Below are 26,736 nucleotides of genomic sequence, written 5' to 3' on the forward strand. Positions count from 1 at the left end.
GACTCGGCGTTCGATTCGCTGCCCCAAAAGAAAAAGGCGCCCGGCGAAGGGCGCCTTTTTCGTGGCCGCGACTTTCGGCCGGCTGCTTACTTGCGCAGCAGCGCCTTCAGTGCGTTCTGCAAACGTCGCGCGCTGGAGGCATCGTGTGCAGCAGCCAGAACCTTGCCGGCATCCTGGCCCCAGGTCTGTGCCGGCGCCGGGTCGCCACGCTTCGTGAGCAGCTTGAGCTGCAACGCGCGGCGCGCGTCGAGTTGTTCGGCCGGCGTCGGCACTTCGGCCGCCATTTCGAGGCGCAGCAGCGCTTCGGCGGCATCGGGCGCGGCGGCCGTCGGCGCGGAGCCGATGGCTTGCGACCAGCCGCTGCGCACAGCGGGCGTGACTGCGCGGCCCAGTTCCTGAATGCTCGGCAGGCGGCTGGCGTCGCGCTGTTCCCATGCGCCCAGCACCTGCGTCAGCGCTTCGCCATGTGCCTGCGCGGCAAGCTTGCGCAGCGCCATATCGGCGCGTTCGAGTGCTTCGCGTTGCGCGCGGAAGGCTGCATCGCCCAGACGCGGGCCACGGTCTTCGAAACGCGGCGGACGGTCGCCGAAACGGCCCGCAGGTGCGCCGCGATCGCCGCGTGCGTCCGAGCGCGGAGCACCGCGCTCGCCTGAGCGGCCCGGACCACCAGCGCCTGGCCGACCGCCTTCGCGCCGGTCGCCGAACCGGCCGCCTGCGCCACGGGCTGCGGGAGCCGCTTCGGCCTTCTTGCTGCTGGGGCGGTCGTCGCCGCGCATCGCCACGACGGGCTTGGGCGCGGGCTTCGGTGCCGCGGCCGGCGCTTCGACAGCGGCGGCTTCGCCGGCGTCATGCGCCGGGCCATCGGCGCGTGCCGAGGCATCGGCACCGTCAGCGGGCGCCACGAGATCGACCGAAGCGGCAGGCGCCTGGCTTGCGTGCGTACCGGGCGAGGCTTCCGCATCGCTCGGGCTCGGCGCCTGCTCCGCGCTTTCGCCGAATTCAGCGGCGGCCTGACCCGGAGCCTCGATCTCGGTCGCGCCAACCGACGGACCGTCGCTCGCGGCAGCGGCCTGCTCGGCCTTCGATGCGGGCGGCGGTACTTCACCGCGCATCGCGGCTTCCAGCCGGGCAATGGCGGCGCGGATCTTCTGCACGTCGCCGCCGGCATTGGCTGCGTCGAGTGCCTTGGACGCATCGAGCACATGGCGGTCGTGCTCGCTCATTGCGGACGACGCCTTTTCGCGCTCGGCCGTCTTGCGGTTGAAGGCTTCGTCGATGGGCGCGCGGAATGCGTCCCACATTTTCTGTTCGTGGCGGCGGTCGAGCGGCACGCTCTGCGCCTCGGCCTGCCAGCGCTGCTGCAGCGCCTTGACGGCATCGATGCGCAGCACCGGCTGGGCGCCGAGTTCGATCGCCTCGGCGATCATCGCCTGGCGGCGTTCGACGCTGGCCTTCTGCGCGGCCTCGAACGGTGCGCGGGCCGCGCCAAAGGCTTCGTTCCACTGCGACTGCAGCTCGGCGAACACCTTCTCGCCCACGTGGCCGCCGTCCCGCCAGCGGTCGGCGAACTGGTGCAGCGCGCGGTTGTGCGCCTTCAGGTCGGTGGCGCCGGCATGTTCGGCTGCCCAGGCCTTGACTTCTTCGATCAGCGCGACGCGGTGCGCGCGGTGCTCGGCCGCATCGGCGCGAACCTTCTCGAGCCAGGCCTCGACCACCTTGTGGGCTTCGTTGCAGGCTTCGTCGAAGCGCTTCCAGAGCGCGTGGTTGGGCACGCCGCCCTGGTCGGCCTGCTTCCACTGGTCGCGCAGGGCGCGCAGGGTTTCCTGCATCTTGCGGCCGCCGAGGGCCTGGCCCTCGGGACGCTTGAGCAGGCCTTCGGCCTTGGCGACGAGGTCTTCGCGCACCTTGTCGGCACTCCAGCGCTGCCACCCTTCGAGTTCGCCAGCGGCCACCAGCGCGGCGTGCACGCGGGCTTCGAGCGGCGCCTCGACCAGCTTGCCGTGTTCCTTGAGCACGGCGCGCAGCGCAGCAGCCGCACCGGCGCTGGCCTTGCCATGGCCTTCGGCGGTTTCCTGCTCGAGCTTGGCAAGCGCGGCCTGCACCGCGTCCTGCGCAGCGGCGCGCACGGCCGGGTCGACCTTGGGCGCAGCGGGGCGAGCAGGGGTGGCAGGCTTTGGCGCCACGACCTCGCCGCGCGCAGCGCGCAATTCATCGGCCCACACGGGCACGGGCGGCAGCGGTGCGGCAGCATCGGCCGCGGCCGCGACGGCCTGGGCCAGCGCGCTGTGGAAAGCATCGGACACCACCAGCAGTTGCGACTTCGACGATTCGAGCTGCGGCGCGAACTTGGCGTCGAGGCTGGTCCAGTTGGCGTCGGCCGTGATCTCGCCCGCCTGCTGCTGCCAGTGGGTCACGTCGACGCGCAGCGATTCCTCGGCCGCCTGGGCATCCTGCCAGCCCTTGGTGGACAGCACCTCGAAGCGCTGCGCCAGCAGCACGGCGGCTTCGCGGTGCACCTGGGCACGGTGCTGCAGGTCTTCGATGCCCTTGACGCGTTCGGCTAGCCTGGCTTTTAGACCAGCCAGCGGTTCGCGCGACAGCGGCGCGCCGGCCTTGGCGGCGTCGCGCTGCCAAGCCAGTGCATCGGCGATGTTGAGCTTGGACTGGCCCAGCAGCGCCTCGGCCTTTTGCGCCCATTCGGCGGCAATGGCCTCCTGGCCCTTGGCGCGCTTGAGTTCGTCGAGCTTTTCGCGCAGCAGGCGCGCGGCGCCCTTGTCGCGACCGCTCAGCTCCTTGAAGACCTCCTGCATCAGCTCGGGCGCGGGGTTGCCCGCGAGCCAGTCGCGGATGCGCGCGGCGCGCTCTCCGGAGGTCGGCGCGGTGAAGGCGCCGCCGGTGAGCGTGTCGAGGGCCTGAAGGTCGTGTGGCTTGGAAGAAGTAGAGGTCACTGCGCGAAATCGTTGTCTTGGTAGAGAAAGCGAAGGCGCCGGCAAAGGCCGGCGCACATCGATATTTTCACCCACTTGCGGTTGGCCGCTGAATTCCGTCCTGAAACGGTAGCGAACACGGGTCGTGGGCGGGAGGCGAATGAATTACATATATAGCAAGCTGAAGAAAAAAACCAAGTCCCGCGGACGGATCGCCGCGCCTCACCTCATGGTCAGGCTGAGCTCGGCGCCCGGCTTCCAGTCGCCGCCGCTGGCACTGGTGCGCACGGCGCCCAGGAACAGACGCTCGCTCGGCAGCTTCTTCGCGAGCAGGTAGTCGCGCACGGCCGCGCCGCGTTCGACCGCGAGCTGGCGCATCGACTCTTCGTCGACCGGCACGCTGGCGAACAGCAGCTTCTCCATGTCCGGAACCGGAAGGTCTTTCGCCAGGCCGACGAGGTTGCGCGGCTTGGTGATGTCGGCGCGCTTGTACACGGCGGTCAGCAGCCCGGGGTATTCGGCATCGGTGACGGGCGGCACCTCGGTGCCGGTCTCCCCGCCGCGCACTGCGACCCGGCGCTTCTCGGCGTAGGCGAGCTGGCGCACGCGCTGGCGCTGGTAGGCGTCGCGCTCCTTCTCGAGGCTGGAGGTGCCGACCACCGTCATCTGCAGCGTGGGCCGGTCGGTCAGCGCCTTGGCGACCTTGTCGAGGCCCTCCTTGGCGGTGGCGCCGAGCTCCGAACTGCCGGGCTCGAAAGTAATGGCGCTCGATTCGTCGCTGCCGCCGCCGAGGCCGCCTGTAAGCAAGCGAAACGGTGCCGTCGCGGCCTTGGCGATCAGGTTGACCACGGCCTTCCAGATCAACGGGCCGACGCTGAACTGTGGATCGTTGAGCGACCCGCTGAGTGGCAGGTCGACGTCGATCACGCCGTTGCGGTCGGCCAGCAACGCTACGGCCAGCTTGACCGGCAGGCTGCTGGTGGAGCCTGCGACTTCGTCGCCGAACTGCAGCTGGTTGAGCACCAGCTTGTTGGTGGCCGTCAGCTGCCCGTCCGGCGCGACCTTGTAGTTGACGTCCATGCTCATCTTGCCGCGCTCGATGCCGTGGCCGGCGTAGCGCACCGAGTACGGCGACAGCGGAGCGAGATCGAGGTCGCGCATCTTGGCGGTGATGTCGAGTTCGAGCGGCTTGGCCAGCGGATTGAGCTTGCCGGTGATTTCCAGCGCCGCGGTCTGCTGCGCCTTGCCGCGCAGTTCCAGGTCGGCCAGCGCGGGGCGGCCGCCCTCGCCCTTGGGCGGGTTCGACGAGAACGAACTGAGCTTGCCTGTCAGCTCGCTGAGGTCGGCCGAGTAGTTGGGCTTGACGAACAGGTCGGTGAAGTCGATCTTGCCGTTGACCAGGCTCATCGGGCCGAAGTTGATGATGGGTGCGGGGCCCGCATCGGCCGCCGGAGCGGGCCCCGCTGCGGTCGCCACCGGCTTGGCGGATGGAGGTGCCCCGCCGACCATCTCCTCGGCCGACACCGGCGCGCCCCCCGCGGGTTTCTGCACGGGTGCCCGGGCCGTGGTGGTGGAGGTTCCGCCCGGGCCCTTGCGGGTACTGGCCTCGCCGGCCGCTGCCGCAGCCGCGTTCGCCTCGGCCTCGCCCTTCTTGGTCAGGCTCGACAGGTTGAGCCGGCCGGTCGGGTCGACGATCACGCGGGCGAAGAAGTCGGTCAGCGTGGTTTCGCGCACGTCCACGTTCGGCGGGGCGTTGGGCGCCATGCTGACCTGCAGGCCGCGCAGGCTCAAGGTCTTCCAGCTCAGCAACTGGTTGGTGTTGCGATCGAAACCGGGCGACTGCGTGAGGGAGACACTGTTGGCGCGGAAGTCGTCGAGCGCGGTGTCGCCCGCCAGCTTCAGGCTCATGCCCGCCGGCGACGTGGCATAGCGCACCGTGCCGCGGTAGCTCGCAAAGGCGCGCCGGATATCGACGTTGAGCGCGTCCGCGTAGTAGGCCTTGAAGGTATGCGCGGGGAACGACGCCACCTCGAGCCGGCCCTCGGCCGCGAGCGGCTTGAGCACCACGTTGCCCTTGTAGTCGAAGCGGCCCGGCTCGGAGCGACCGGAGCCGATGCGGCCCGAGACTTCCAGCGGCGACGCCGTGCTGGTTTCGGGCGCGATCTTCTGGGCCTGAAGCTTGAAGGCAGTGACTTCCACGGCCACCGGGGTGGCGCCGGCCTTGTCCGCATAGGAAAGCGCACCGTTGTCGATCGCCAGCGTGCCGATGGTCAGCGCCCAGGGCTTGGTGTTGGCGCCCGGTTTCGGCGTCTCTGCGCCTGCGGGCTTGGGCGCGGCGACCTTGGCTTCGGCCTCCTTGGCGCCGCCGCCGGCCGGCGTCTTGAGCCAGCGTTCGAACATCCAGCGCTTTTCGCTGTCGCGCTCGACGCGCACCTTGGGGTTGGTCGCGGTGAACGAGGCCACGTTCAATGTGTGCTTCGTCATGTCGGCCTCGGCATCGACCAGCTCGAAGCGGCCGACGCTCGCCAGCGCGGTCTTGGCCTGGGTCAGCGCGAGACCGTCGGCGGACAGGCGGCGCGCCTTGAACTTCAGGTCGGGCTGGGCCCAGGCGACGTCGATCTGCCCGCTGAGCTTGCCGTCCAGCGTGGGCTCCAGGCTTTGTGCCAGATAGGGTGCGGCCAGCGACAGCGGCAGCGCGTCGACCTCGGTCTGCACGTCCGCCACCTTGTCGGTGGCGGTGCCCTTGAACTTGAGCGAGGCGCCGGCGATGGCCGTGCTGCCGTTGAATGCGGCCGGCTTTTCCATCGGCCAGGTGACGCCCGTGACGTCGATGCCCAGGTCGATCAGGTCGACGGCCGCGGCCGGATTGGTCGTTTCATCGCGCCAGCCGATGCGCCCGCCGTCCAGCGCCAGCTTGTCGACCTGCACTTTCAAGGCCGGCTTTGGCACCGCCTTGCCGGCCGGAGCACTCGCCGTAGCGGCCGGCAGCGGCGCCGCCTTCTCGGCCGCGCCAGTGGATGGATCGGTGGCCAGCAGATTGAGCTTGCCGGCCGCGTCGCGCGCCACCGCCAGTTGCGGTTTGACCAGCGCGACTTCGCTCAGGTGGAACACCGATTCCAGCGGGCGCACGTCGGCCAGCGCCAGCTTGAGCGAGTCGAAGGCCAGCAGGTCGCGGCCGCGCGCATCGGCCACCTTGGCGGTGTGCGCCTCGACCGTGCCGGTGATCCTCAGGCCGGTGGTCTCCGCTTGTTCGAAGCCGATCTTCAGGTCGGCGTCGAGGCTGCCCGCCTGCAGGCGCACCGGCAGGCCGCCGGGGATGTAGCCGAGGTACGGCACCAGGTCGAGCCCCTTGAACTGCACATGGGCGTCGGTCTTGCGGTTGTCGGCGAAGGGCGTGGTGAAGGCGGCCGAGTCGAACTTTCCACCATTGAGCGCGAAGGCCAGCTTGGGCTCGGTGTTGATGTCGCGCTTGGAATCGAGGTTGCTCAGGAACGGCACCTTGAGCACGAAGTCGCGCAGTTCGTGCTTGCGCTTGACCGTCTGGTCGTCGAAATCGACCGAGCCGCCATTGATCGCGATGTTGTAGATGGCAAAGCGCGCGGGCTTGGCGTTCGGATCGCGCGGCGGGCCGGCCGAGAGCTTGGCCAGGACGTCGTCGATGTCGTATTTGCCGTCGGTCAGGTGCGTGAGCAGGACGGCTGGGCCGTCGATCGTGACTGCGTCGATCACCGGCGCAAGGCGCAGGAGCGACTGCAGTTCGGCATCGGCGTAGATGCGGTTGATGGCCACCTGCGGCTTGCTGCCGTCGGCGGTGGCAATGCGCAGATCGCTCAGCGTGAGTTCGAGCGTCCAGGGTTTGAAATCGATCTTTCCTACTGTTACCTGGCGCCCGAGCTTCTCGCTCGCGATCTTCTGGAGCTGGCTTTTGGCAATCGGCGGCACTGCCAGCCAGGCGATGGCCCAGAAGGCCAGCAGAACCAGCACCGCGACGACCCCACGCCGCGCCCATTTGTTTTGTTTGATCGAAGCAAAGTCCATCAAGGGAGTGTGCCGCAAACGGATGGCCAATCCAGAAGCAAGAAAGCCCGGCAACGCGACGGAATTGTCTTGTTGCCGGGCTTGATGGCGGGCCCAAAACCCATGCCATCGATTCGCGCGACCGGAAGTCAATGGTTCCTGCCGTGCTGGCAGCAAGAGATTGCCACCATGGATCCTCGGCCGCTGAGCCCTTGACTTGCACCTCGGGCTGCCGGACCTCGGAAAACACCTGAAAACTCAGGCCCGTCCAGATTAGGCGTCACACCCTCGGATTGCAAACGCGTTTTGCCAAGGGGTTTCCCGTAAACCTAAACACCTCTTGCCAGTCGATTTTTTAACCGCTTATTAGCATAAAGAAACAATTTCTTATGCTTGACCGGGTATTTAGCCACGCTAGAATCCGCCCTGCTCTGACTGCCCGATGCAGCAGAGCCTCCCTGAATCCGCTGCCGAATTCCCCCGGCTTGATCAGGTCGCCGCGCCCTCAACCCCCTTCACTCCATGCGCGGAGCCTGATTCGTACCAATCCAAGCGCCGTTGCCTTTCATCCATCGCCTTCCCAGGCGCTGCGAGCAGGTGCCGCACAGAAAGGAAGAGCGATGAACAAGGCGTTCCATGCCACAGCCCGCGGGCTACGGACCTTCGTGTCCGACGTGGCAGACGGCTTTTTTGAAATCACCCACAACGGGTTTGCACTGGTCGGCCTCGCCATCGTGTTCGCGGCCCTCGCCCTCGTGGCGCGGCCCGACCTGCGCCAGACCGGCGAGGAGCAACTGATGGGCTGGCTGCAGTCGCGCAAGCCCGCGCCTGAAGCCACCGACCTGGAGCCGACCGCCATCGAGCGCACAACGGCCGCGAGCCCCGCCGACCTGCCCAAGCAGCAGGCCGCCGTGGCTTACTGGCTGAGCAAAAAGTACCGCGTGGCCGCCGAGCCGTTGAGCGTGCTCGTGGCCGAGGCCTACGGCATCGGCAAGCGCACCAAGATCGATCCGACTCTGATCCTCGCGATCATGGCCGTCGAGTCCAGCTTCAATCCGTTCGCCCAGAGCCAGGTCGGCGCGCAAGGCCTGATGCAGGTCATGACCCGCGTGCACGGCGACAAGTACGAAAGTGCGGGCGGCACGCTCACCGCCTTCGATCCGGTGACCAACATGCGTGTCGGCGTGAAGGTGCTACAGGAATGCATCACCCGCGCCGGTTCGCTCGAAGGCGGCCTGCGCTACTACGTGGGCGCGGCCAATCTCGAGGACGACGGCGGCTACGCCAGCAAGGTGATGGCCGAGCACGAGCGCCTGCGGCAGGTGGCCAACGGCCGCTCGCCGTCGACTGCCACGCCGCCAAGCGTGCGTGCTCAGCCGATCCCCGTGGTAGTGCCGGCCAAGCCTGAGGAAGGCAGAGAGCCGGCCAAGGTCGCCCTGCTCTCCTCCGTTTCCTGAGCTTCGCGGGCCGGGTGTGAGCTACACTCGGCCGGTACGCGACTGGCGATAGGCGCAGCATCCGAACAAGGTGCCACGCGCTGACGTGGAACACCACTGGGAAGCGTACCGCCTGCACCACAGGCGTTCAGCCGTTCGCCTGGGCAGCCCTTGTTTGGTTGAAGAACAAGGACCTCGTCTTCAAAGGACTGCCATGTACCAACGCAATATCCTGGTCGAACAGACCGATCCCGAAATCTGGGCTGCGATCCAAGCGGAAAACGCGCGCCAGGAACACCACATCGAGCTGATCGCCAGCGAGAACTACGCCTCGCCGGCCGTCATGGCCGCCCAGGGCTCGCAGCTCACCAACAAGTACGCCGAAGGCTACCCGGGCAAGCGCTACTACGGCGGCTGCGAGCACGTCGACGTGGCCGAGCAACTGGCCATCGACCGCATCAAGCAGATCTTCGGCGCCGACGCCGCCAACGTGCAGCCGCATTGCGGCGCCTCGGCCAACGAAGCCGTGATGCTGGCCTTCCTGAAGCCCGGCGACACCATCATGGGCATGAGCCTGGCCGAAGGCGGCCACCTGACGCACGGCATGCCGCTGAACATGAGCGGCAAGTGGTTCAACGTGGTGAGCTACGGCCTGGACGCCAACGAAGCCATCGACTACGACGCGATGGAACGCAAGGCGCACGAGCACATGCCCAAGCTGATCATCGCGGGCGCCTCGGCCTATTCGCTGCGCATCGATTTCGAGCGCTTCGCCAAGGTGGCCAAGGACGTCGGCGCGATCTTCATGGTCGACATCGCCCACTACGCCGGCCTGGTGGCCGCGGGCGTGTATCCCAACCCGGTGCCGCACGCCGACGTCGTCACCTCCACCACCCACAAGAGCCTGCGCGGCCCGCGCGGCGGCATCATTTTGATGAAGTCTCAGCACGAGAAAGCCATCAACAGCGCGATTTTCCCGGGCCTGCAAGGTGGCCCGCTGATGCACGTGATCGCCGCCAAGGCCGTCGCGTTCAAGGAAGCCATGGCGCCCGAGTTCAAGGCCTACCAGCAACAGGTGGTCAGGAATGCCCAGATCGTGGCCGACACCCTTACCGAGCGCGGCCTGCGCATCGTGAGCGGACGCACCGAGAGCCACGTCATGCTGGTCGACCTGCGCGCCAAGGGCATCACCGGCAAGGAAGCCGAAGCCGTGCTGGGCGCCGCCCACATGACGATCAACAAGAACGCGATCCCCAACGACCCGGAAAAGCCGATGGTCACCAGCGGCGTGCGCATCGGCACCCCCGCCATGACCACGCGCGGCTTCAAGGACGAAGAGGCCCGCATCACCGCGAACCTGGTGGCCGACGTGCTCGAGAACCCGCGCGATGCGGCGAACATCGACGCGGTGCGCGCCAAGGTGCACGCGCTGACGAGCCGCTTCCCCGTCTACCGCTGATCACCCGGAAGACCTGACCGCATGAAATGCCCTTTTTGCGGTCATCTTGAAACGCAGGTCGTCGAGACCCGCGTTTCGGAAGACGCCGACTTCGTGCGCAGGCGCCGCCAATGCAGCGCCTGCGACAAGCGCTTCACCACCTACGAGCGGCCCGACGTCAACTTCCCCGTGGTGGTCAAGAAGGACGGCAGCCGCGCCGACTTCGACTCGACCAAGGTGCGCGCCTCGATGATGCTGGCGCTGCGCAAGCGCCCGGTGAGCATCGAGCAGATCGACAACGCCCTGCTGCGCATCGAGCAGAAGCTGCTGGCCAGCGGCCTGCGCGAAATCGACTCGACCAAGGTCGGCGAGCTCGTGATGCGCGAACTCAAGAAGCTCGACAAGGTTGCCTACGTGCGCTTCGCCTCGGTGTACCGCAGCTTCGAGGACGTGGACGAGTTCAGGCAGTTGCTGCGCGACATCTGAGGCGCCCCGCGCGCGGCGGCCGCCTCAGCGGTTCCAGCAGGCTTGTACCTGCGCATTCGAGGCGCTGGTCTGGCCAGCCGCCAGCTTGACGCCCTGATGGTTCACCGTGAGCGTTCCGCACTCGTCGGCGGTCGATGCGCCGTGCGGCACGGCTTGCAGCGTGTAGGTGGTCGCGGTTCTCGCGGCATAGCCGATGGCGTAGTTCGCCGTGCCGGACGACGGCGCCTGGTCGAGCCCGGCCGGCAGCGCAACGGTTGCCGGGGGATATTGACCGTTGGCCGTCAGGTAGCGCTCGGTCCATTGCGCGGCCTGCAGCAGTTGCTGCTTGGCATCGGCCCGCTTCGCCCGCAGCACATGGCGCCCGTAGCTCGGGTAGGCAATCGCGGCGAGGATGGCAATCACCGCCGTCACGATCATGAGTTCGACCAGCGTGAAGCCGCGCGAGCGGAGCCGGCCTTTGTGGGTCTGCGCTTCGGGATATTTGTTCATGGGTGGGGTCCGCTGCGCCGTCAATTCCACGAGATCAGGTTGCGCCAGCCGAAGCGCCGCACGGCTTGCGGCAGGTAGGCTTCGTTGCAGCCGCCGGCTGCATTGCAGATCACGTGCTTGCCTTTTTCATCGGCCTTCTGAGGTCGCAGGACGAGGTCGTCCCGGCCTGAACGGTTCCGGAAGCCGAGGTAGGCGCCTGCCGTGCCGGTGGACCCGTTGTAGGCGATGCCGTCGGGGATGGCGCCGCTGAAGAAATCGATCACCATCGACCAGCCGTCGTCACCGGTGCCCGGCGCGCAGTCGAGCGAATTGCTGGCGGAGCCGGGAATGGTGGTCGAGAACAGGCCTGCGCTGCCGCTCAGCGCATCGCCTGGATAGACCATGCGCTCCCCGGTGGCGCCGAACTGGAGATACCAGCCGCGCTTGGCGCTCGCACCGCTGTAGCTCACGCTTTGGCTCGACGCGGTTCGATATTCGGCATCGCCTTCCTTGACCGTATCGACGCCGATGGTCTGTGCCACCAAGTCGGTCAGCGCCGCGGTGCCCGTGCTGCCGTTGGCGCGGTCCCAGACGCCGTACAGGTACTGCGTGGCGGTGCTGCTTTCGTCGCCGGAGACAAACAACCGGCCGGTGCCGAACATCACCATGTAGCCGCCGCGCGGATGGTCGACGACCAGCGGCGCGGCAGTGATCGGCTGCGTGGCGCCAGCGGCGAACAACGGCACGCCGTCCAGGCTCGATGCGGCAGCCGCCGAGCCCATGGTGGCCTTCCACTTGGTGCTGTCGGCATCGCTCAGGTCGAACTTCCAGAGGTTGCCGAGCAGGTCGCCGGCGTAGACATAGTCGACCTTGCCGTCGCCATTGCGGTCCACCACCTGCGGCGCCGAGAGCCCATTGCCGGCGCCCGCGGCCTGCGCGGCGGGAGCCGGGATCTTCAGCACCGACTTGTCCCCGTCGAGATACTGGATCCACAGCATCGCCTTCTCGCTCGTGCTGTTGTAGCCATTGCCCAGGATCACGGCCCTGCGGCCGTTGTTGAGCGACGCCACCTGCAGCGCGCGCTTGGAAAAGGAATCGAGCGCGGGTTGCTGGAACTGGTGGCCGAGGTCGTCGTCGGCGAGCGCGGTCGTGTCGATCAGGGCCACGTCGGCGGCGTTGGTCTCGCCGATGTTCTCGGGCTTGGTGACGTCGAGCACGAAATAACCCTTGCCGCCCGCCCCCAGCGTGCCCACGAGGAAGGATTTCCACAGCGCGGCCTTCTCGGTATCGGTGGCCGTGGCGTTGACGGCCGAACCCATGTAGATGTCGGCCACGAACGGACTGCCGTCGACGTAGTACCTGTGCGAGTAGGTGGGTTCGCTGAGCTTCTTGAGTTGGGGCGCCGCCGCCGAGCCGTAGAGGCCCTCGGGTACATAGGCGAACGCTTCTTCGCCGGTGCCGGCGAAGAAGGCGTGCAGCATGCCGTCGTTGGCGCCGACGTAGACCATCGGCGCGCGGGCGATGGTCGAAGCGAATTTGGCATAGCCGTCCTGGGTGAAGCCGCTCCGGGGCTGCCCCGCGTACATGAGGCTGGAGCCCACGATGTCGCCCAGCACGTGGCCACGCCTGCGCAGGTTCAGGCCGGTACCCTCGTTCCTGCGATCGCCGCGCAGGAAGTCGAGGACTCCCCGGCCGAGCGTTTCGCTCGCGGTGTCGGTGCCGGTGCTGCCCTTGAGCGCCGCCTTCTGCGCATCGCTCAGGCTGGCCCATCGGAACGGCACGCCGGAACCGATGGTCGCGGCATGGGTTGGCGCCGCCGCGGTGGTGCCGGAGAAGCTCAGCACCTTGCGATTGCTGTCGTGCGCGCCCGCCACGGCCATGCGTGCATCGAGCAGTTCGCGCGCTGACCACGCGGGCGTGGCGGCCGGCTTGCCGTTGCTGCCGAACGGCGTGGCCGTCAACTTGCCCGACCAGTCGGCCGTATCGTAGCCGGCCTGGTAGGCCGCCGTGGCTGTCGAGGTCCTGGAGCTGCTGGCCGCAATCGAGGTCAGCGGGGTGCTGGTGTTGAACAGGATCTGCGCCAGGATGGACCTGAAGGCATCGCCGAGTGCCTGCGCGTTCGAGGCCGGCGTGAAGGTGCCTCGGCTGTTGAGCGCGGCGTGCCAGAGGTCCATGCGAACGGCGGCGGCGTTGGATGTCTTTTCATGCCAGTAACCAACGGCACTGCCGGAGTTCCAGTTCATGAAGCCGTTGTAGCCGTCGGCCGTGGAGGTGGTTGCCAAGGTGTTCGCCAATGGGTCGGACCAGGTCATCGAGCCGTCCACCAAGCTGGCATAGTCTCCACTGTAGGTGGGCTGCGACGCGCCCGTCGTAATGGCCGGCGCACCCGTCCACGACGAGGCAGCGCCAAAGCCGATGGTGTGGGTGGTCAGGTGCTGCCAGGTGGCGGGATCGTTCTTGGGGTTCCAGTACTCGGGGACTGTCGCCGTTCCTACGGTCGCGCTGCCAGGCTCGGCAACGACCTTCTTGAGGTTGTCCGAGATGCCGGACTGCAGGTCGCTGGCCCAGTAGTGAAAGGCCATGTCGGCCAGTGTGGGCCGATATTCCGCCGTCGGCCTCCAGCCGCCGTTCGCGTCCTTCACCCAGTTGAGGCCGCTGTTCACCGCGCCTGCGTCGTCCTTGTAGGGAGCCCGTGGCACATAGGCCACGGCATCGGGCAAGGCGCGGCTGGTTCCATCCGCATTGCCGATGGCCGGCATGCTGAGTGCCGCCGGATCCGGGTTGAAGCCGAACAAGTTGTAGTCGCCGTCCGTCATGAAGATGTGGAAGGACTTGCGGCAGCTCGACTGCGTCGCGCCCTCCACGCCCGGGTCATCCGAATAGGGACTGAATCGGCCTGTCGTCTTCATGTATTCGCCGGCGCGGGTCATCATGGCGTGCAAGGGCGTTCCGCCACCCGCGGCCAGGGCATCGACCCAGGTCATGAAATTGGCGCGCTGCGTGTCGTCCAGCGAACGCATCAGATTCGCATTGGCGCGGCCGTTGACGAGGCAATTGCCGGCCCGATAGATGCCAGCCGCGGTGTCGCCGAAGAAACCGACGCAGCTGTTGTCCTTGTTGTTGTTCATCGCCTGCCAGGAGAGGCGGATCCGGTCGTTGGGGATGTTGGACGCCGAGAAGTTGTCCCTGAGCGCGGTCTTCAGCGCTTCCATCCGGGTGGGCGTTCCGGCTGGCGGTGCCCAGCTTCCGTCCGACGCCTGCGACGACCACGCCATGCTGCCCGAGTTGTCGACCGACACGATCACGTTGGGCGCCGGTTCCTTGATCGCGGTGTTGCGCGGCTCTTGCGCCAGCGGGTATTGCACGGCGTGGCCGGCGGACTGCGCCAGCATCAGCCCGCACAGCACGGTGTTCCTGGAAAACAGATTCATGTTCATAGTCCTTCCCTCGCCGTGCTCAGTTGACTTTCCTGACCGCATCCGGGTCGAAAGACTCCTGCAAGACAACCCGCGTGCCGCCGGCCGTGCTCGCAGTGCGCGCGCCGGTGGAAACCGCAGTGATCCGGTACAGCGGCTCGCCGCCGCGCGGTCGGTCGATCACCTCGATCCAGTACCTGGCGCTGGCCAGTGCCGGGCTGCCGGCATCCGGTGCGCCCGTGAATCGCCCATAGGCGGCGTGCTGGTCCACATACGCGGAACGGGCCCAGAACTGATAGGCCTCGCTGCCTGAAGCGGCATTCACGGAATCGGCCCCGGCGAAATAGCAGATGCCCCGTTCGCAGCTGTTGGCGCCCCTGCCCACGTAGGCGGTCACCCAGCCCGTGTCCCGGTCTGGGAAGACGCGACCGTCCGCGGCCTTGCGGCAGGGCGACACTGCGAGCGCGGAGCACTTCACGTAGGTCTGGGTCGCGGCATCGAACGCCAGTTGCCGGATGTCGCGCTCCGCATCCAGCAGCGCGGCTTCGGCGGCCTCGAAGGCGCGCTGATATTCGCGCTGGTTGCCCGCCATCGATTCGAGCAGTTGAGCCATTCGCGCGCCTCCCACCGCCAGCAGCGCCGAGAGCAGCAGCATGATGAGCACGATGAACAGCGAGAACCCCCGGTGCCGCGCTGAGCATCTGCCAGAAACACCGCGGAACCGGCTTTGCCGGGCCGCTGGTGCGGCCCCCCTGCAGGGGGTTGGCGAAGCGACACGAAGTGCGCAAAGACTGGGGGTAGTCATAGATTCCGCAGTGCGAACACCGCCGTGTAAGCGCGGCGCAGCCTGCCGTCGCTGCTGGCTCGCAACGAACCATCGCAATCGACGTAGCTGCCGCCCGGGTTGCTCGTTGAAGTGCCCGCGAGCTGCAGACACACGCGCACCGAGCGGACCTGATCGAAGCTCCCCACGTTCGCGGCCGTCACGTAGCGCACCAGCCGTTCACCTCCCACATCGCCGATGCCGTACATGACGTCGAAGCGCTCGACGCCGTCGATGATCGGCTGCGGCTTGTTGCCGTTGCCGCTGCCCTCGCAGCGCAAGGTACCGTTCACCACCGAGAACTCACTAGTGATCAAGCGCACGTTTCCGGCGTCCGCCGGATTGGCGGGCTTGTACGCTGCACCCGTCGAACCCTTGGCTTGCTGCCCGAGGCAGTCCTTGAAGTAATCGGGGTTCGGTGCATAGCCGACCTTCAGCGTGTCGTTCACCGAACCGACGGCCGCCTCCTGCCCCTTGACCGCGAAGAAGGAGGGCTCGCTCGCGAGCTTGGTGTCGACGTCCGCATCGACATTGAAGTAGTACCGCGACCCCGTGGCATCGATCGGGAAGTAGCCAGCCTGCCGGATCTGCTGGCCCAGCAGCCTGAACGCCAGCGCCGACGATTGGTGCAGCACGTTGACGTCGTCGCCTGTCTTGGCGGTGCTGCGCGTCCCGAGCATGCTGGCCATGGCGGCGAGCACCACCAGCATGCCGATGATCAGCGCGACGAGGATTTCGACCAATGTGAAGCCGGCCTGCTGCAGGCGATGAGCGAAGGTCTTGTTGTTCATGGCTGGGGCACCGCGACGATGGCTTCCTGGCAGGCCTTGCCGGTCGGGCAGCTCCAGGCCGAATCCGGTGCGATCGGGTTGACGGCGGCGGGCTCGTCCCAGGCAATGTGCACGAACAGCAAGCCCCCCGCGGCCTTCCTGCTCTGCACGTTCGCCGCCCCGCCCGGCAGCGCACCCGCCACCCTGCGCTTCCAGTTCCACAGATCGTGGGCCGCCAGCTGGGGGGCCGTGCAGCTGGCCGTGGCCCCCGCGCAGGATGGGTCAGGTTGGCTGGCGCTCGCCGCCGACCAATCGGCGACATAAGGACTGCTGGACACGGCGCCCGCCACCGGGTTCGCGCGAATGCGATCGGCCATGTCGCCGGCCAACTGCACGGCGATGTTCTGGTTGTTCGCGCCCACGCTGTCGGAGAGCACGCGCAGCTGGAAGCCGGCCAGTGCAAGCAGGCCGAACGAGAGCACGAGAACGGCCACCAGGGCCTCGATCATCGAGAAGCCTGCCTGCCTTCGGCGCAGCTTGCGCGGCGCGCGAATCGAAACGCTCAGCATGTCCCGCCCCCCTTCACCAGCCGAATCCGCCAGCCGAGCGAGATGCACACGGCAATGTCGTTGGATGAACCCGTGCTTCCCACGGGACGGAAGTCGACACGGGCGACGCTCGAAAAATGGCCCATGGGGTCGAAGGCCATGGATCCGAGGGCACTTTTCTCGACCGCAACGCGCGCGTCGGGGTCTTGCCGCCGAACGATCTCGAACCCGGTGCCACTGCCGACCACCGTTTCCCAGCCGCAGCTCCAGTCTGCGCCGGTGCACTCCGCGCGCTGCCGGATGGTCACGACCTGTCCGCGACGCACCGCCTCCGAGCGCGCGTGACTCACGCTCGCCATCAACGCCGAAGCCATGCCCTCGACGCGATACTTCTCGATCAGGCTGTTGAATCTGGGCAGGGCCAGTGCCAGCAGGATGGCCGTCAATACGATGACGACCATCATTTCGACCAGCGTGAAGCCGCGTGGCGTTCCGCGTCGGCGCAGGTGTGCCTGCACGGACGTGCAGAATCCGTTTTTCATGTTGTACCGTCCGCTGCCTCGCCATTTGGCTGGGGCCGCGGACGTTTCTCCCTGACTGCAATTTTTGGAAATTCTATTGTCGAATTCTTATTGATCGCCTATTGATCGACAGACGGTCAAAACAAACAGATCAACGGATCGGCGGACTCAATTGTTTTAAATTGATTCCCCAATTAATTTGAATTAACAAAAATGACAAATGCGAATTTCATGGCCCATGCGCTGGACCTCGCGCGCCAGGCCGGCCCGGAAACCGATCCCAATCCGCGCGTCGGCTGCGTGCTGGTGGACGCGAATGGCGGGGTGATCGGCCAGGGCTACACCCAGCGGGTCGGCGGCTCGCATGCCGAGGTCATGGCACTGAGCGATGCCGCGGCACGGGGCCATTCGGTCGCGGGCGCAACCGCCTGGGTCACGCTCGAGCCCTGCGCTCATCACGGCCGCACCGGCCCGTGCTGCGATGCACTGGTCGCGGCGGGCATCGGCCGGGTCGTTGCATCGCTCGCCGATCCCAACCCGCTGGTCGCTGGCCAGGGCTTCGAGCGGCTGCGCGCCGCTGGCGTCGAGGTCGAGGTGGGGCCCGGCGCAGCTGAAGCGCGGGAGCTCAACATCGGCTTTTTCAGCCGCATGGTCCGCAAGACACCCTGGGTGCGGCTCAAGGCCGCAGCCTCGCTGGACGGCAAGACCGGCCTGCACAACGGCGTGAGCCAATGGATCACGTCCGAGCCGGCGCGCGCCGACGGCCATGCATGGCGTGCGCGGGCCAGCGCGGTACTGACGGGCGTGGGCACGGTGCTGGAAGACGATCCCCGGCTCGACGTGCGCCTCGTTGAAACCACGCGCCAGCCGCACGTGGTGGTGATCGACAGCCAATTGCAGACCCCGCCCGACGCAAAGCTCTTCTTGCCCGGCCGCGCTGTCTGGATCTACGCCGCGGCGCAGGACGGCTCGAAGGCCGCCGCCCTGGAAGCGCGCGGCGCCACCATCACCTTTCTGCCCAATGCGCAGGGCAAGGTCGATCTGGCGGCGATGCTGCGGGATCTCGCCCGGCGTGAGGTCAACGAGCTCCACGTCGAGGCCGGCCACAAACTCAATGGTTCGCTGCTGCGCGAAGGCCTGGTCGACGAACTGCTGGTGTATCTGGCGCCGAAACTCATCGGCGATGGCCTCGGCATGGCGTCCGGCATTCACACGGGCGGCCCGCTGGCCGACCTGGCAGGTGCGCTACCGCTCGAATTCCGGACCTTCGAGCGGATCGGGCCGGACCTCCGGATCGTGGCCCGGGTGGCCGGAAGGGATGCTTTCTAGCGGGCGAATGCGAGCGTCCGACGGCCGGACCCAGGATGTCTGCGAAAATGCGCGGATGTTCACCGGAATCATCACCGGCGTGGGGCGCATCGCCGCCATTCACGACCTCGGCACCTCCTCCTCCTACGGCAAAAGACTCAGCATCGCGGCGCCCGACGGCTACCTCGATGACGTCGGCCTCGGCGACAGCATCGCGCTCAACGGCGCCTGCATGACCGTCACCACGCTCGCCCCCGAGCGACAGCAGTTCACCATCGACATTTCAGCCGAGTCCCTCGACAAGACCGCGGGCCTGACCGACGAAGGCAGCCGCATCAACCTCGAGAAGGCGCTGCGCGCCAGCGACCGCCTCGGCGGGCACATCGTCTCGGGCCACGTGGACGGCATCGGCCGCGTGAGCTTCTTCGAGCCCGTCGGCGAGAGCTGGGAGCTGCGCATCGTTGCGCCGCAGGCGCTGGCCCGCTTCCTGGCGTACAAGGGCTCGATCACCATCAATGGCGTGAGCCTCACGGTCAACAGCGTGAAAGACATCGCCGAAGGCGCCGAGGTCAGCATCAACCTGATCCCGCACACCGTCGAAAACACCTCGCTCGGCAGCCTGCAGGCCGGCTCGAAGGTCAATCTCGAAATCGATACCGTGGCGCGCTACGTGGAGCGCATGCTCCAGGCCGGCGTGCTGGTGCCGCCCTCCACGTATTCCAAGGACACAGCCGAATGAATGCCTCCGTCACGCCGATCGGCGCTCCCCGCGCCGCGCGCGCTCCTGCCCCCATCTCCCCGGTCGAGGAGATCGTGGCCGAGCTCGCCGCCGGCCGCATGGTGATCCTGGTCGACGAGGAAGACCGCGAGAACGAAGGCGACATCGTCATCGCGGCCGACCACATCACGCCCGAAGCCATCAACTTCATGGCGCGCCATGCACGCGGCCTGATCTGTCTCACGCTCTCGCGCGAAATGTGCGAGCGGCTGCAGCTGCCGCCGATGGTGCAGCGCAACGGCGCCAAGCATTCGACCGCGTTCACCGTTTCCATCGAAGCGGCCGAAGGCGTGACCACCGGCATCTCCGCCGCCGACCGCGCGCGCACCGTGCAGGCCGCCGTGGCGCCCAACGCCGCGGCCGCCGATCTGGTGCAACCGGGCCACATCTTCCCGCTCCAGGCGGTGGACGGCGGCGTACTGATGCGCGCCGGCCATACCGAAGCCGGCTGCGACCTGGCTGCCATGGCCGGCTGCTCGCCCGCCTCGGTAATCTGCGAGGTGATGAACGAAGACGGCACGATGGCCCGCCTGCCCGACCTGCAGATCTTCGCGGCCGAGCACGACATCAAGATCGGTACCATCGCCGCCCTGATCGAGCACCGCAGCCGCGTCGAATCGCTGGTCGAGAAGGTCGGCTGCCGCGAGATCCAGACCAACTGGGGTGCCTTCACCGCCCATGCCTTCATCGACAAGCCCAGCCGCGGCGTGCACCTCGCGCTGGTGCGCGGCAAGTGGGCGCCGGAAGACACGGTGTCGGTTCGCGTGCACGAGCCGCTCTCGGTGCTCGACGCGCTCGAAATCAACCGCCCGATGCACTCGTGGAGCCTGGACGCCAGCCTCTCGCACATCGCGGCCGAGGGCAAGGGCGTGGCCGTACTGCTGAACTGCGGCGAAACCGCCGGTGAATTGCTTGCGCAGTTCGACGGCACCGCGCGCCCCGCGCAAGCCCCCGAGCGCGGCCGCATGGACCTGCGCAGCTACGGCATCGGCGCGCAAATCTTGCGCGAATGCGGGGTGCACAAGATGAACCTGCTGGGCACGCCGCGCCGCATGCCGAGCATGGCAGCAGGCTACGGCCTCGAAATTGCCGGCTACCTCACGAAAGACTGAACGACCATGCAAGGTTCAAACAAGGGCGAGACGACGCTCAACGGAAAAGGACTGCGCATCGGCATCGTGCAGGCGCGCTTCAACGCCGACATCACCGACGCGCTGGCCTCGGCCTGCCTCTCGGAGCTCGAGGCACTGGGTGTGGCTGCCAGCGACATCCACCACCTGCAGGTTCCCGGCGCACTCGAAGTGCCCGTGGCCCTGCAGGCGCTCGCCGAGCGCGGCGGTTACCACGCGCTCATTGCGCTGGGCTGCATCATCCGCGGCGAGACCTATCACTTCGAACTCGTGGCCAACGAATCGGGCGCGAGCGTGAGCCGCGTCGCGCTCGACTACCGCCTGCCCATCGCCAACGCGATCCTCACCACCGAAAACCTCGAGCAGGCCATCGCGCGGCAAACCGACAAGGGCCGCGACGCAGCCCAGGTCGCCGTCGAGATGGCACAACTGCTGGCCACCCTTTCATGACCGAAGACACCTCCAAGCCCCTCAAGCCCGCTGGCGCCAAGCCGCGCCAGTCGCGCGTCGGACTCACCAGCACCGGCGCGCGCAAGGCTTCTGCCAAATCGAACCGCAGCCGCGCGCGCGAGTTCGCACTGCAGGCGCTCTACCAGCACCTGGTGGGCCGCAACGACCCGACCGATATCGACCACTTCACGCGCGACCTCGCGGGCTTCCACAAGGCCGATGCGCTGCACTACGACGCGCTGCTGCACGGTTCGATCGAAGGCGCCGAGCAGCTCGACGCACTGATCCGCCCGCTGCTGGATCGCAAGTTCGAAGAGATTTCGCCCATCGAGCACGCCGTGATGTGGATCGGCGTGTACGAGTTCCAGAACTGCCCCGACGTGCCATGGCGCGTGGTGCTCAACGAGTGCATCGAACTCGCCAAGGAATTCGGCGGCACCGACGGCCACAAGTACGTGAACGCCGTGCTGAACGGCCTGGCGCCGCAGCTGCGTCCGCTCGAAGTGGAAGCCGACCGCGCTTCGGGGAAAGCCAAGGCATGAGGAGCGCCGCCCGGCCGACCGAAGGCGCTCGCCCCCTCGCTTGCGAGGGGGGAGGCGAAGACGCGCAGCGCCGCAGCCTGGGGGTGCAATGAGAATTTCGACGCGCGCACAGCGCATCGAGCCCTTCTACGTGATGGAGGTGGCGAAGGCGGCCGGTGCGCTGGCCCGCGAAGTGGCCCATACCGACCGGCCGATGATCTTCCTGAACATCGGCGAACCCGACTTCACCGCCCCGCCGCTGGTGCAGGAAGCCGCAGCCCGCGCCGTGCGCGCCGGCGCCACGCAGTACACGCAGGCCACCGGCCTCGACCATCTGCGCGAACGCATCAGCGGTTGGTACAAGCAGCGCTTCAACGTCGACGTGCCGGCCCGGCGCATCGTCATCACGGCCGGCGCCTCGGCCGCGCTGCAGCTGGCCTGCCTCGCGCTGATCGAGTCGGGCGACGAAATTCTCATGCCCGACCCGAGCTATCCATGCAACCGCCACTTCGTGAGCGCGGCGGACGGCAAGGCCGTGCTGGTGCCGACCACGGCCGAAGAGCGCTTCCAGCTGACGGCCGCCAAGGTCGAGGCCGCCTGGACCGACAGGACGCGCGGCGTGCTGCTGGCGTCGCCCTCCAACCCGACCGGCACCTCCATCGCGCCCGCCGAGCTGCGCCGCATCCACGAGGCGGTGTCGCAGCGCGGCGGCATCACGCTGATCGACGAGATCTACCTCGGCCTCTCGTACGACGACGCATTCGGGCAAACCGCACTGGCCATCGATGACAACGTCATCAGCATCAACAGCTTCAGCAAGTACTTCAACATGACCGGCTGGCGGCTCGGCTGGCTGGTGGTGCCCGAGGCGCTGGTGCCGGTGGTCGAGCGGCTCGCGCAGAACCTCTTCATCTGCGCCAGCACGGTGTCGCAGTACGCGGCGCTCGCCTGCTTCGAGGCCGAGAGCATCGCCGAGTACGAACGCCGCCGCGCCGAATTCAAGGCGCGCCGCGACTGGTTCATCCCGCAGCTGAACGCGCTGGGCCTGAACGTGCCCGTGGTGCCCGACGGCGCCTTCTACGCCTGGGCCGACTGCACCGGCTTCGCCGAGAAGCTCGGCATCTCCGGCAGCTGGGACTTCGCCTTCGAAACCATGAAGCGCGCCCACGTCGCTGTCACGCCCGGCCGCGACTTCGGCACGGCGCAGACAGCGAAGTTCGTGCGCTTCTCCACAGCCAGCTCGATGGCGCACCTGCAGGAATCCATCGAGCGCCTGCGGGCGATGGCAGAGAACCGGGCCCAATGAGCTACGCGTTCCCGATCCGCGTCTACTGGGAAGACACCGATGCCGGCGGCATCGTGTTCTACGCCAACTACCTGAAGTTCATGGAACGCGGCCGCACCGAGTGGCTGCGCTCCCTGGGCGTCGAGCAGCACAAGCTGCGCGAGGAAACCGGCGGCCAGTTCGTGGTGAGCGAAACGCAGCTCAAATACCATCGCCCCTCGCGGCTGGACGACGAACTGCTCGTTACAGCCGATCTTCAACAATTGGGCACGGCGTCGTTGATAATCGGCCAGCGCGTGCTATCAAAAACAGAGCAAGAGCGAACAGATGCCTCGGCGCCTGTCCTGCTGTGCGAAGGCACGATCCGCATCGGCTGGGTGGACGCCGCCACGTTGCGTCCCGCACGCATTCCGAAGCAAGTGACGGGAACCCTCGAGCGCTACAGCGGCTCCATGACACAACCTTTCAAGCCATGAACCAAGACCTCTCCATCATCAATCTCCTGCTCCATGCGAGCTTCGTGGTTCAACTGGTCGTGCTGCTGCTGGTGATCGTCTCGATCGCCAGCTGGGCCGCGATCATCCGCAAGTACTTCGCGCTGCGGCGCATGCGCGCCCTCAACGACGACTTCGAGCGCGAGTTCTGGTCAGGCACCAGCCTGAACGAGCTGTTCGCCTCGGCCGCGCAGAACGCCAAGTTCGCCGGCCCGATGGAGCGCATCTTCGCCTCCGGCATGCGCGAGTACCAGAAGCTGCGCGAACGCCACGTGAGCGACGCCGCCACGCTGCTCGACGGCGCCCGCCGCGCCATGCGCGCGAGCTTCCAGCGCGAGCTCGACGCGGCCGAGCAGAACCTCTCGTTCCTGGCCACCGTGGGTTCGGTGTCGCCGTACGTCGGCCTGTTCGGCACGGTCTGGGGGATCATGCATGCCTTCACCGGCCTCGCGGCCCTCGCCCAGGTGACGCTGGCCACCGTGGCCCCCGGCATCGCCGAGGCGCTGGTGGCCACCGCCATCGGCCTGTTCGCCGCCATTCCGGCGGTGGTCGGCTACAACCGCTTCGCCCGCGAGATCGACAAGATCGCCATCGCCCTCGAGACCTACATCGAGGAGTTCTCCAACATCCTGCAGCGCAACCTCTCGGCCAACCCGAACGCGGGCGCGGCATCGTCGGTGGCTCCGGCCAACCGCTGAGCGGAGGCGCAACGCATGCCCGCCGTTTCATCCCGGGGCCGCGGCCGCCGGACGATCAACGAGATCAACATGGTCCCGTTCATCGACGTGATGCTGGTTCTGCTGATCATCTTCATGGTCACCGCCCCGCTCATCACGCCGAGCGTGATCAACCTGCCTTCGGTCGACCGCGCCAACAAGCAGCCCGACAAGCCCATCGAGATCGTCATCAAGAGCGAGGACGAGGTGCAGATCAAGAAGGACCCGTCCACTGGCACGGGCGGCACTTCGATCCCCATGACCCAGATCGGCTCGGCCGCCAAGCAGGCGCAGGGCGGCGACGACCAGCGCCCGGTGGTCATCAGCGCCGACAAGTCGGTGAAATACGAAACCGTCGTGAAGGCGATGAACCAGCTCAAGAAGAGCGGCGTCGAGCGCGTGGGCCTGTCGGTCACGACCACGGGCGGCAAATAAGGCATGTCGCTCGCACTGGATCGCCCCGAGTTCGCGCCGCCGCCGCAGCGCGGCACGCCGCGTGCCGTCGTGCTGGCGCTCATCGCGCATGCGCTGCTGATCGCGGCGCTCACCTGGGGCGTGCGCTGGCGCAGCGATGCCGACGAAGGCGCGGTCGATGCAGAGCTGTGGTCGTCCACGGTTCAGCAGGCAGCGCCCCGCCTGCAGGCGCCACCGGCGCCCGCACCGGTTCCCGCGCCGCCGCCGCCGGCCCCCGCACCGCCGCCCCCGCCTGTTGCCAAGGCCCCCGAGCCCGCGCCCGCACCCAAGGCCCCCGACATTGCCCTGGAGCGCGAGAAGAAGCTCAAGGAGCAGAAGGAACAAAAAGAGCGCGAGCTGGAGCAACAGCAGCAGAAGAAAAAAGAGCTCGAAGCCAGGCAGCGCGCCGAGGACGAAGCCGAGCGCAAGAAGGAACAGCAGAAGAAGCTGGCCGAGCAGAAGAAGCAGCAGGAAGCCGAGGCCAAGCAGGCCGAAGCCAAGAAGGCCGAGGCCGCCACGAAGCAGGCCGCCGCCGACCGTGCCGCAGCGCTCAAGCGCATGCAGGGCCTGGCCGGTGCGAGCGGCAGCGACGATTCGAAGGGCACGGCCCAACGCTCTTCGGGGCCTTCGAGTGGCTATGCCGGCCGCATCGCCGCTGCCGTGCGCCCGAACATCACCTTCCCTGATGCCGAAACCGTGAACGGCAACCCGGCGGCCGAGTTCGAAGTGAGCCTCGCGCCCGACGGCACCATCGTCGGCGTCAAGCTGAGCAAATCAAGCGGCCTGCCTGGCTGGGACGACGCGGCCGAGCGCGGCCTGCGCAAGACCGACAAGCTGCCGCGCGACACCGACGGGCGCATCTTCCCATCGCTGATCGTGTCACTGCGGCCCAAGCGCTGATTCCTGCCGGTTCCGGGCGATCTTCTCCAAGGCCGCCCGGAACTCCTCGGTTACCGCGCTGTCTACCCGCGCACAACAACAGCCGGGTCCACGCCCGCACAAGATGAACCCCAACGGCCGCATCCGCTACGGCAGCAGTCCACTGCTCGCCAGCCCCACCCCCGTGTGGCGCAGCAAGTTCATCGTGGCCAGCATCGCCTTCGGCTTCGTGCTGCTGGCAAGCCGTGCCGCCTACGTCCAGATCTTCAACAACGATTTCTTCCAGCACCAGGGCGAGGTGCGCTACCAGCGCACGCTGGAGCTGCCGGCCAACCGCGGCCGCATCCTCGACCGCAACGGACTGATCCTGGCCTCCGACATTCCGGCGCCCAGCATCTGGGCCATTCCCGAGGACATCGAGCGCGACGACCCCGAGGTGCAGGCCAAGCTCAGGCAGGCTGCAAAGCTGCTGGGCATGCCGCAGAAGGATTTCGACAAGAAGCTCGAGGACGAGGACAAGACCTTCGTCTGGATCAAGCGCCAGGTCGATCAACCGGTCGCCAAGGCGGTCGCCGCGCTCGACATCAAGGGCATCTACCTGCGCCGCGACTATCGCCGCCAGTACCCAGAAGGCGAAGCGGCGGCGCACCTGGCCGGCTTCACCAATGTGGAGGACATCGGGCAGGAAGGCGTGGAACTCGCGTTCAACCAGGAGCTGGCGGGCAAATCGGGCTCGCGCCACGTACTCAAGGACCGGCTGGGCCACATCGTCGAGGACACGGAGGACCAGGTGCCGCCGACCGACGGCCATGACATCCAGCTGAGCATCGACGACCGCGTGCAGTTCGTGGCCTACGAGAAGCTTCGCGACGCGGTCGTCGCCAACAAGGCCAGGGCGGGCAGCGTGGTGGTGGTCGATGCGCGCACGGGCGAGCTGCTGGCCATGGCCAACTACCCGAGCTACGACCCCAACGACCGCCGCAAACTCACGGGCGAACAGCTGCGCAACCGCGCGATGACCGACGTGTTCGAGCCCGGTTCGACGATGAAGCCGATCACCGTCGCCACCGCGCTGCAGTTGGGCCGCGTGACGCCCAAGACCATCATCGACACCAACCCGGGGCGCATCACCGTGTCGGGCGCGACCATCCACGACGACGAGAACTTCGGCGTGCTGACGGTCGAGGGCGTGATCCAGAAATCGAGCAACGTCGGTGCCACCAAGATCTCGCAACGCATGACGGCGCAGGAGATGTGGAACTCGTTCACCGCCGTGGGCCTGGGCCAGAAGCCGCAGACGCCCTTCCCCGGCGCGGTCAGCGGGCGCCTGCGGCCCTGGAAGTCGTGGCGGCCGATCGAGCAGGCCACCATGTCGTATGGCTACGGCCTTTCGGCGTCGCTCTTCCAGATCGCGCATGCGTACACCGCGTTCGCGCACGGCGGCGAGGTCATTCCCGTGAGCCTCCTGAAAAGCACCGGTACCGAGCCGCCCGGCGTGCAGGTGTTCTCGCCGCAGGTGGCGAGCGAGGTGCGCCAGATGATGCACTTGGCGGCCGCGCCTGGCGGCACCGCCCCGCTGGCGCAGACCGAGGGCTACTCGGTCGGCGGCAAGACAGGCACCGCGCACAAGCAGGTCGGCAAGGGCTACGCGAGCAACAAGTACCGCGCCTGGTACACCGGCATGTCGCCCATCGACAAGCCACGCATCATCGTCGCGGTGATGATCGACGAACCCGGCGCGGGCAAATATTTCGGCGGGTTGGTTGCGGCGCCGGTGTTCAGCCAGATCGTGCAGCAGACGCTGCGCGTCATGAACGTGGTGCCGGACCTCGCGGTGGCGCCGATGGCGCACTGACGGCGCGCCCTTCGCCC

Annotated in this window: 22 protein-coding genes and 1 riboswitch; of the genes, 14 read left to right on the forward strand and 8 right to left on the reverse strand. The window is 67.3% G+C overall.

Annotated features, from left to right (window positions below; translation table 11 throughout):
- Window positions 1-86 precede the first annotated feature (86 nt).
- Both AC1DFC_RS04990 and AC1DFC_RS04995 read right to left on the reverse strand, forming a co-directional pair.
- Complete coding sequence (locus AC1DFC_RS04990; protein ID WP_478178737.1) at window positions 87-2,948, reverse strand: DUF349 domain-containing protein; 2,862 nt, start codon at window positions 2,946-2,948, stop codon at window positions 87-89.
- A 201-nt stretch (window positions 2,949-3,149) separates the two neighbouring features.
- Window positions 3,150-6,965, reverse strand: a complete 3,816-nt coding sequence (locus AC1DFC_RS04995) for a DUF748 domain-containing protein (protein WP_478178738.1) — start codon at window positions 6,963-6,965, stop codon at window positions 3,150-3,152.
- 599 nt (window positions 6,966-7,564) lie between these two features.
- Here AC1DFC_RS04995 and AC1DFC_RS05000 point away from each other — a divergent pair.
- From AC1DFC_RS05000 to nrdR, 3 genes are all read left to right on the forward strand, one after another.
- The gene (locus AC1DFC_RS05000) at window positions 7,565-8,401 is read left to right on the forward strand and encodes a lytic transglycosylase domain-containing protein (protein ID WP_007836916.1); all 837 of its coding nucleotides are present in this window, start codon (window positions 7,565-7,567) and stop codon (window positions 8,399-8,401) included.
- Window positions 8,402-8,429: 28 nt separating this feature from the next.
- A riboswitch (ZMP/ZTP riboswitch) is annotated at window positions 8,430-8,553 on the forward strand.
- A gap of 41 nt (window positions 8,554-8,594) precedes the next feature.
- Entirely contained in the window at window positions 8,595-9,839 is a 1,245-nt protein-coding gene (gene glyA / locus AC1DFC_RS05005) for a serine hydroxymethyltransferase (RefSeq protein WP_007836917.1), read from the forward strand.
- 21 nt (window positions 9,840-9,860) lie between these two features.
- On the forward strand, window positions 9,861-10,304 hold the full coding sequence (gene nrdR / locus AC1DFC_RS05010) for a transcriptional regulator NrdR (protein ID WP_007836918.1): 444 nt from the start codon (window positions 9,861-9,863) through the stop codon (window positions 10,302-10,304).
- A gap of 24 nt (window positions 10,305-10,328) precedes the next feature.
- On the opposite strand, the gene AC1DFC_RS05015 is transcribed toward nrdR, so the two are convergent.
- From AC1DFC_RS05015 to AC1DFC_RS05040, 6 genes are all read right to left on the reverse strand, one after another.
- Window positions 10,329-10,793, reverse strand: a complete 465-nt coding sequence (locus tag AC1DFC_RS05015; protein WP_413335402.1) for a type IV pilin protein — start codon at window positions 10,791-10,793, stop codon at window positions 10,329-10,331.
- Between the two features lie 20 nt (window positions 10,794-10,813).
- Window positions 10,814-14,203 carry a pilus assembly protein gene (locus AC1DFC_RS05020; RefSeq protein ID WP_478178739.1) on the reverse strand — a complete coding sequence of 1,130 codons (3,390 nt, stop codon included), beginning with the start codon at window positions 14,201-14,203 and terminating at the stop codon, window positions 10,814-10,816.
- 25 nt (window positions 14,204-14,228) lie between these two features.
- Window positions 14,229-14,861 (reverse strand): PilX N-terminal domain-containing pilus assembly protein, encoded by a 633-nt coding sequence (locus tag AC1DFC_RS05025; RefSeq protein ID WP_413316170.1) that lies wholly within the window; start codon window positions 14,859-14,861, stop codon window positions 14,229-14,231.
- Between the two features lie 128 nt (window positions 14,862-14,989).
- Window positions 14,990-15,802, reverse strand: coding sequence for a PilW family protein (locus tag AC1DFC_RS05030; RefSeq protein ID WP_413335406.1), 813 nt, complete (start codon window positions 15,800-15,802; stop codon window positions 14,990-14,992).
- Window positions 15,799-16,350: a type IV pilus modification protein PilV gene (gene pilV / locus AC1DFC_RS05035; protein WP_413335407.1), complete on the reverse strand. Its 552-nt coding sequence runs from the start codon at window positions 16,348-16,350 to the stop codon at window positions 15,799-15,801. Before pilV ends, AC1DFC_RS05030 begins: the two co-directional genes overlap by 4 nt.
- Entirely contained in the window at window positions 16,344-16,871 is a 528-nt protein-coding gene (locus tag AC1DFC_RS05040; RefSeq protein WP_478178740.1) for a GspH/FimT family pseudopilin, read from the reverse strand. The genes pilV and AC1DFC_RS05040 overlap by 7 nt, the downstream gene beginning before the upstream one ends.
- 192 nt (window positions 16,872-17,063) lie before the next feature.
- Between AC1DFC_RS05040 and ribD the strand changes: the two genes are divergently transcribed.
- The 11 genes from ribD to AC1DFC_RS05095 all read left to right on the forward strand — a co-directional run bounded on the left by ribD (window position 17,064) and on the right by AC1DFC_RS05095 (window position 26,719).
- Window positions 17,064-18,179 (forward strand): bifunctional diaminohydroxyphosphoribosylaminopyrimidine deaminase/5-amino-6-(5-phosphoribosylamino)uracil reductase RibD, encoded by a 1,116-nt coding sequence (gene ribD, locus AC1DFC_RS05045; protein ID WP_413335411.1) that lies wholly within the window; start codon window positions 17,064-17,066, stop codon window positions 18,177-18,179.
- A gap of 55 nt (window positions 18,180-18,234) precedes the next feature.
- Window positions 18,235-18,897: a riboflavin synthase gene (locus AC1DFC_RS05050; protein ID WP_413316162.1), complete on the forward strand. Its 663-nt coding sequence runs from the start codon at window positions 18,235-18,237 to the stop codon at window positions 18,895-18,897.
- Window positions 18,894-20,048, forward strand: a complete 1,155-nt coding sequence (gene ribBA / locus AC1DFC_RS05055; RefSeq protein ID WP_478178741.1) for a bifunctional 3,4-dihydroxy-2-butanone-4-phosphate synthase/GTP cyclohydrolase II — start codon at window positions 18,894-18,896, stop codon at window positions 20,046-20,048. Before AC1DFC_RS05050 ends, ribBA begins: the two co-directional genes overlap by 4 nt.
- A gap of 6 nt (window positions 20,049-20,054) precedes the next feature.
- Window positions 20,055-20,516 carry a 6,7-dimethyl-8-ribityllumazine synthase gene (gene ribH, locus AC1DFC_RS05060; protein WP_007837976.1) on the forward strand — a complete coding sequence of 154 codons (462 nt, stop codon included), beginning with the start codon at window positions 20,055-20,057 and terminating at the stop codon, window positions 20,514-20,516.
- Window positions 20,513-21,058, forward strand: a complete 546-nt coding sequence (gene nusB / locus AC1DFC_RS05065) for a transcription antitermination factor NusB (RefSeq protein ID WP_007837974.1) — start codon at window positions 20,513-20,515, stop codon at window positions 21,056-21,058. The genes ribH and nusB overlap by 4 nt, the downstream gene beginning before the upstream one ends.
- An 88-nt stretch (window positions 21,059-21,146) precedes the next feature.
- Entirely contained in the window at window positions 21,147-22,343 is a 1,197-nt protein-coding gene (locus tag AC1DFC_RS05070; RefSeq protein WP_413335415.1) for a pyridoxal phosphate-dependent aminotransferase, read from the forward strand.
- Window positions 22,340-22,798, forward strand: a complete 459-nt coding sequence (gene ybgC, locus AC1DFC_RS05075) for a tol-pal system-associated acyl-CoA thioesterase (RefSeq protein WP_007837970.1) — start codon at window positions 22,340-22,342, stop codon at window positions 22,796-22,798. The genes AC1DFC_RS05070 and ybgC overlap by 4 nt, the downstream gene beginning before the upstream one ends.
- Window positions 22,795-23,514, forward strand: coding sequence for a protein TolQ (tolQ, locus tag AC1DFC_RS05080; protein WP_007837969.1), 720 nt, complete (start codon window positions 22,795-22,797; stop codon window positions 23,512-23,514). Before ybgC ends, tolQ begins: the two co-directional genes overlap by 4 nt.
- A 15-nt stretch (window positions 23,515-23,529) precedes the next feature.
- The gene (locus AC1DFC_RS05085) at window positions 23,530-23,967 is read left to right on the forward strand and encodes an ExbD/TolR family protein (RefSeq protein WP_478178742.1); all 438 of its coding nucleotides are present in this window, start codon (window positions 23,530-23,532) and stop codon (window positions 23,965-23,967) included.
- Window positions 23,968-23,970: 3 nt separating this feature from the next.
- Complete coding sequence (gene tolA, locus AC1DFC_RS05090) at window positions 23,971-24,885, forward strand: cell envelope integrity protein TolA (protein ID WP_007837967.1); 915 nt, start codon at window positions 23,971-23,973, stop codon at window positions 24,883-24,885.
- 103 nt (window positions 24,886-24,988) lie between these two features.
- Window positions 24,989-26,719: a peptidoglycan D,D-transpeptidase FtsI family protein gene (locus AC1DFC_RS05095; RefSeq protein WP_007837966.1), complete on the forward strand. Its 1,731-nt coding sequence runs from the start codon at window positions 24,989-24,991 to the stop codon at window positions 26,717-26,719.
- Window positions 26,720-26,736: the final 17 nt, after the last annotated feature.

Source organism: Variovorax sp. 10L421 (assembly GCF_056395365.1).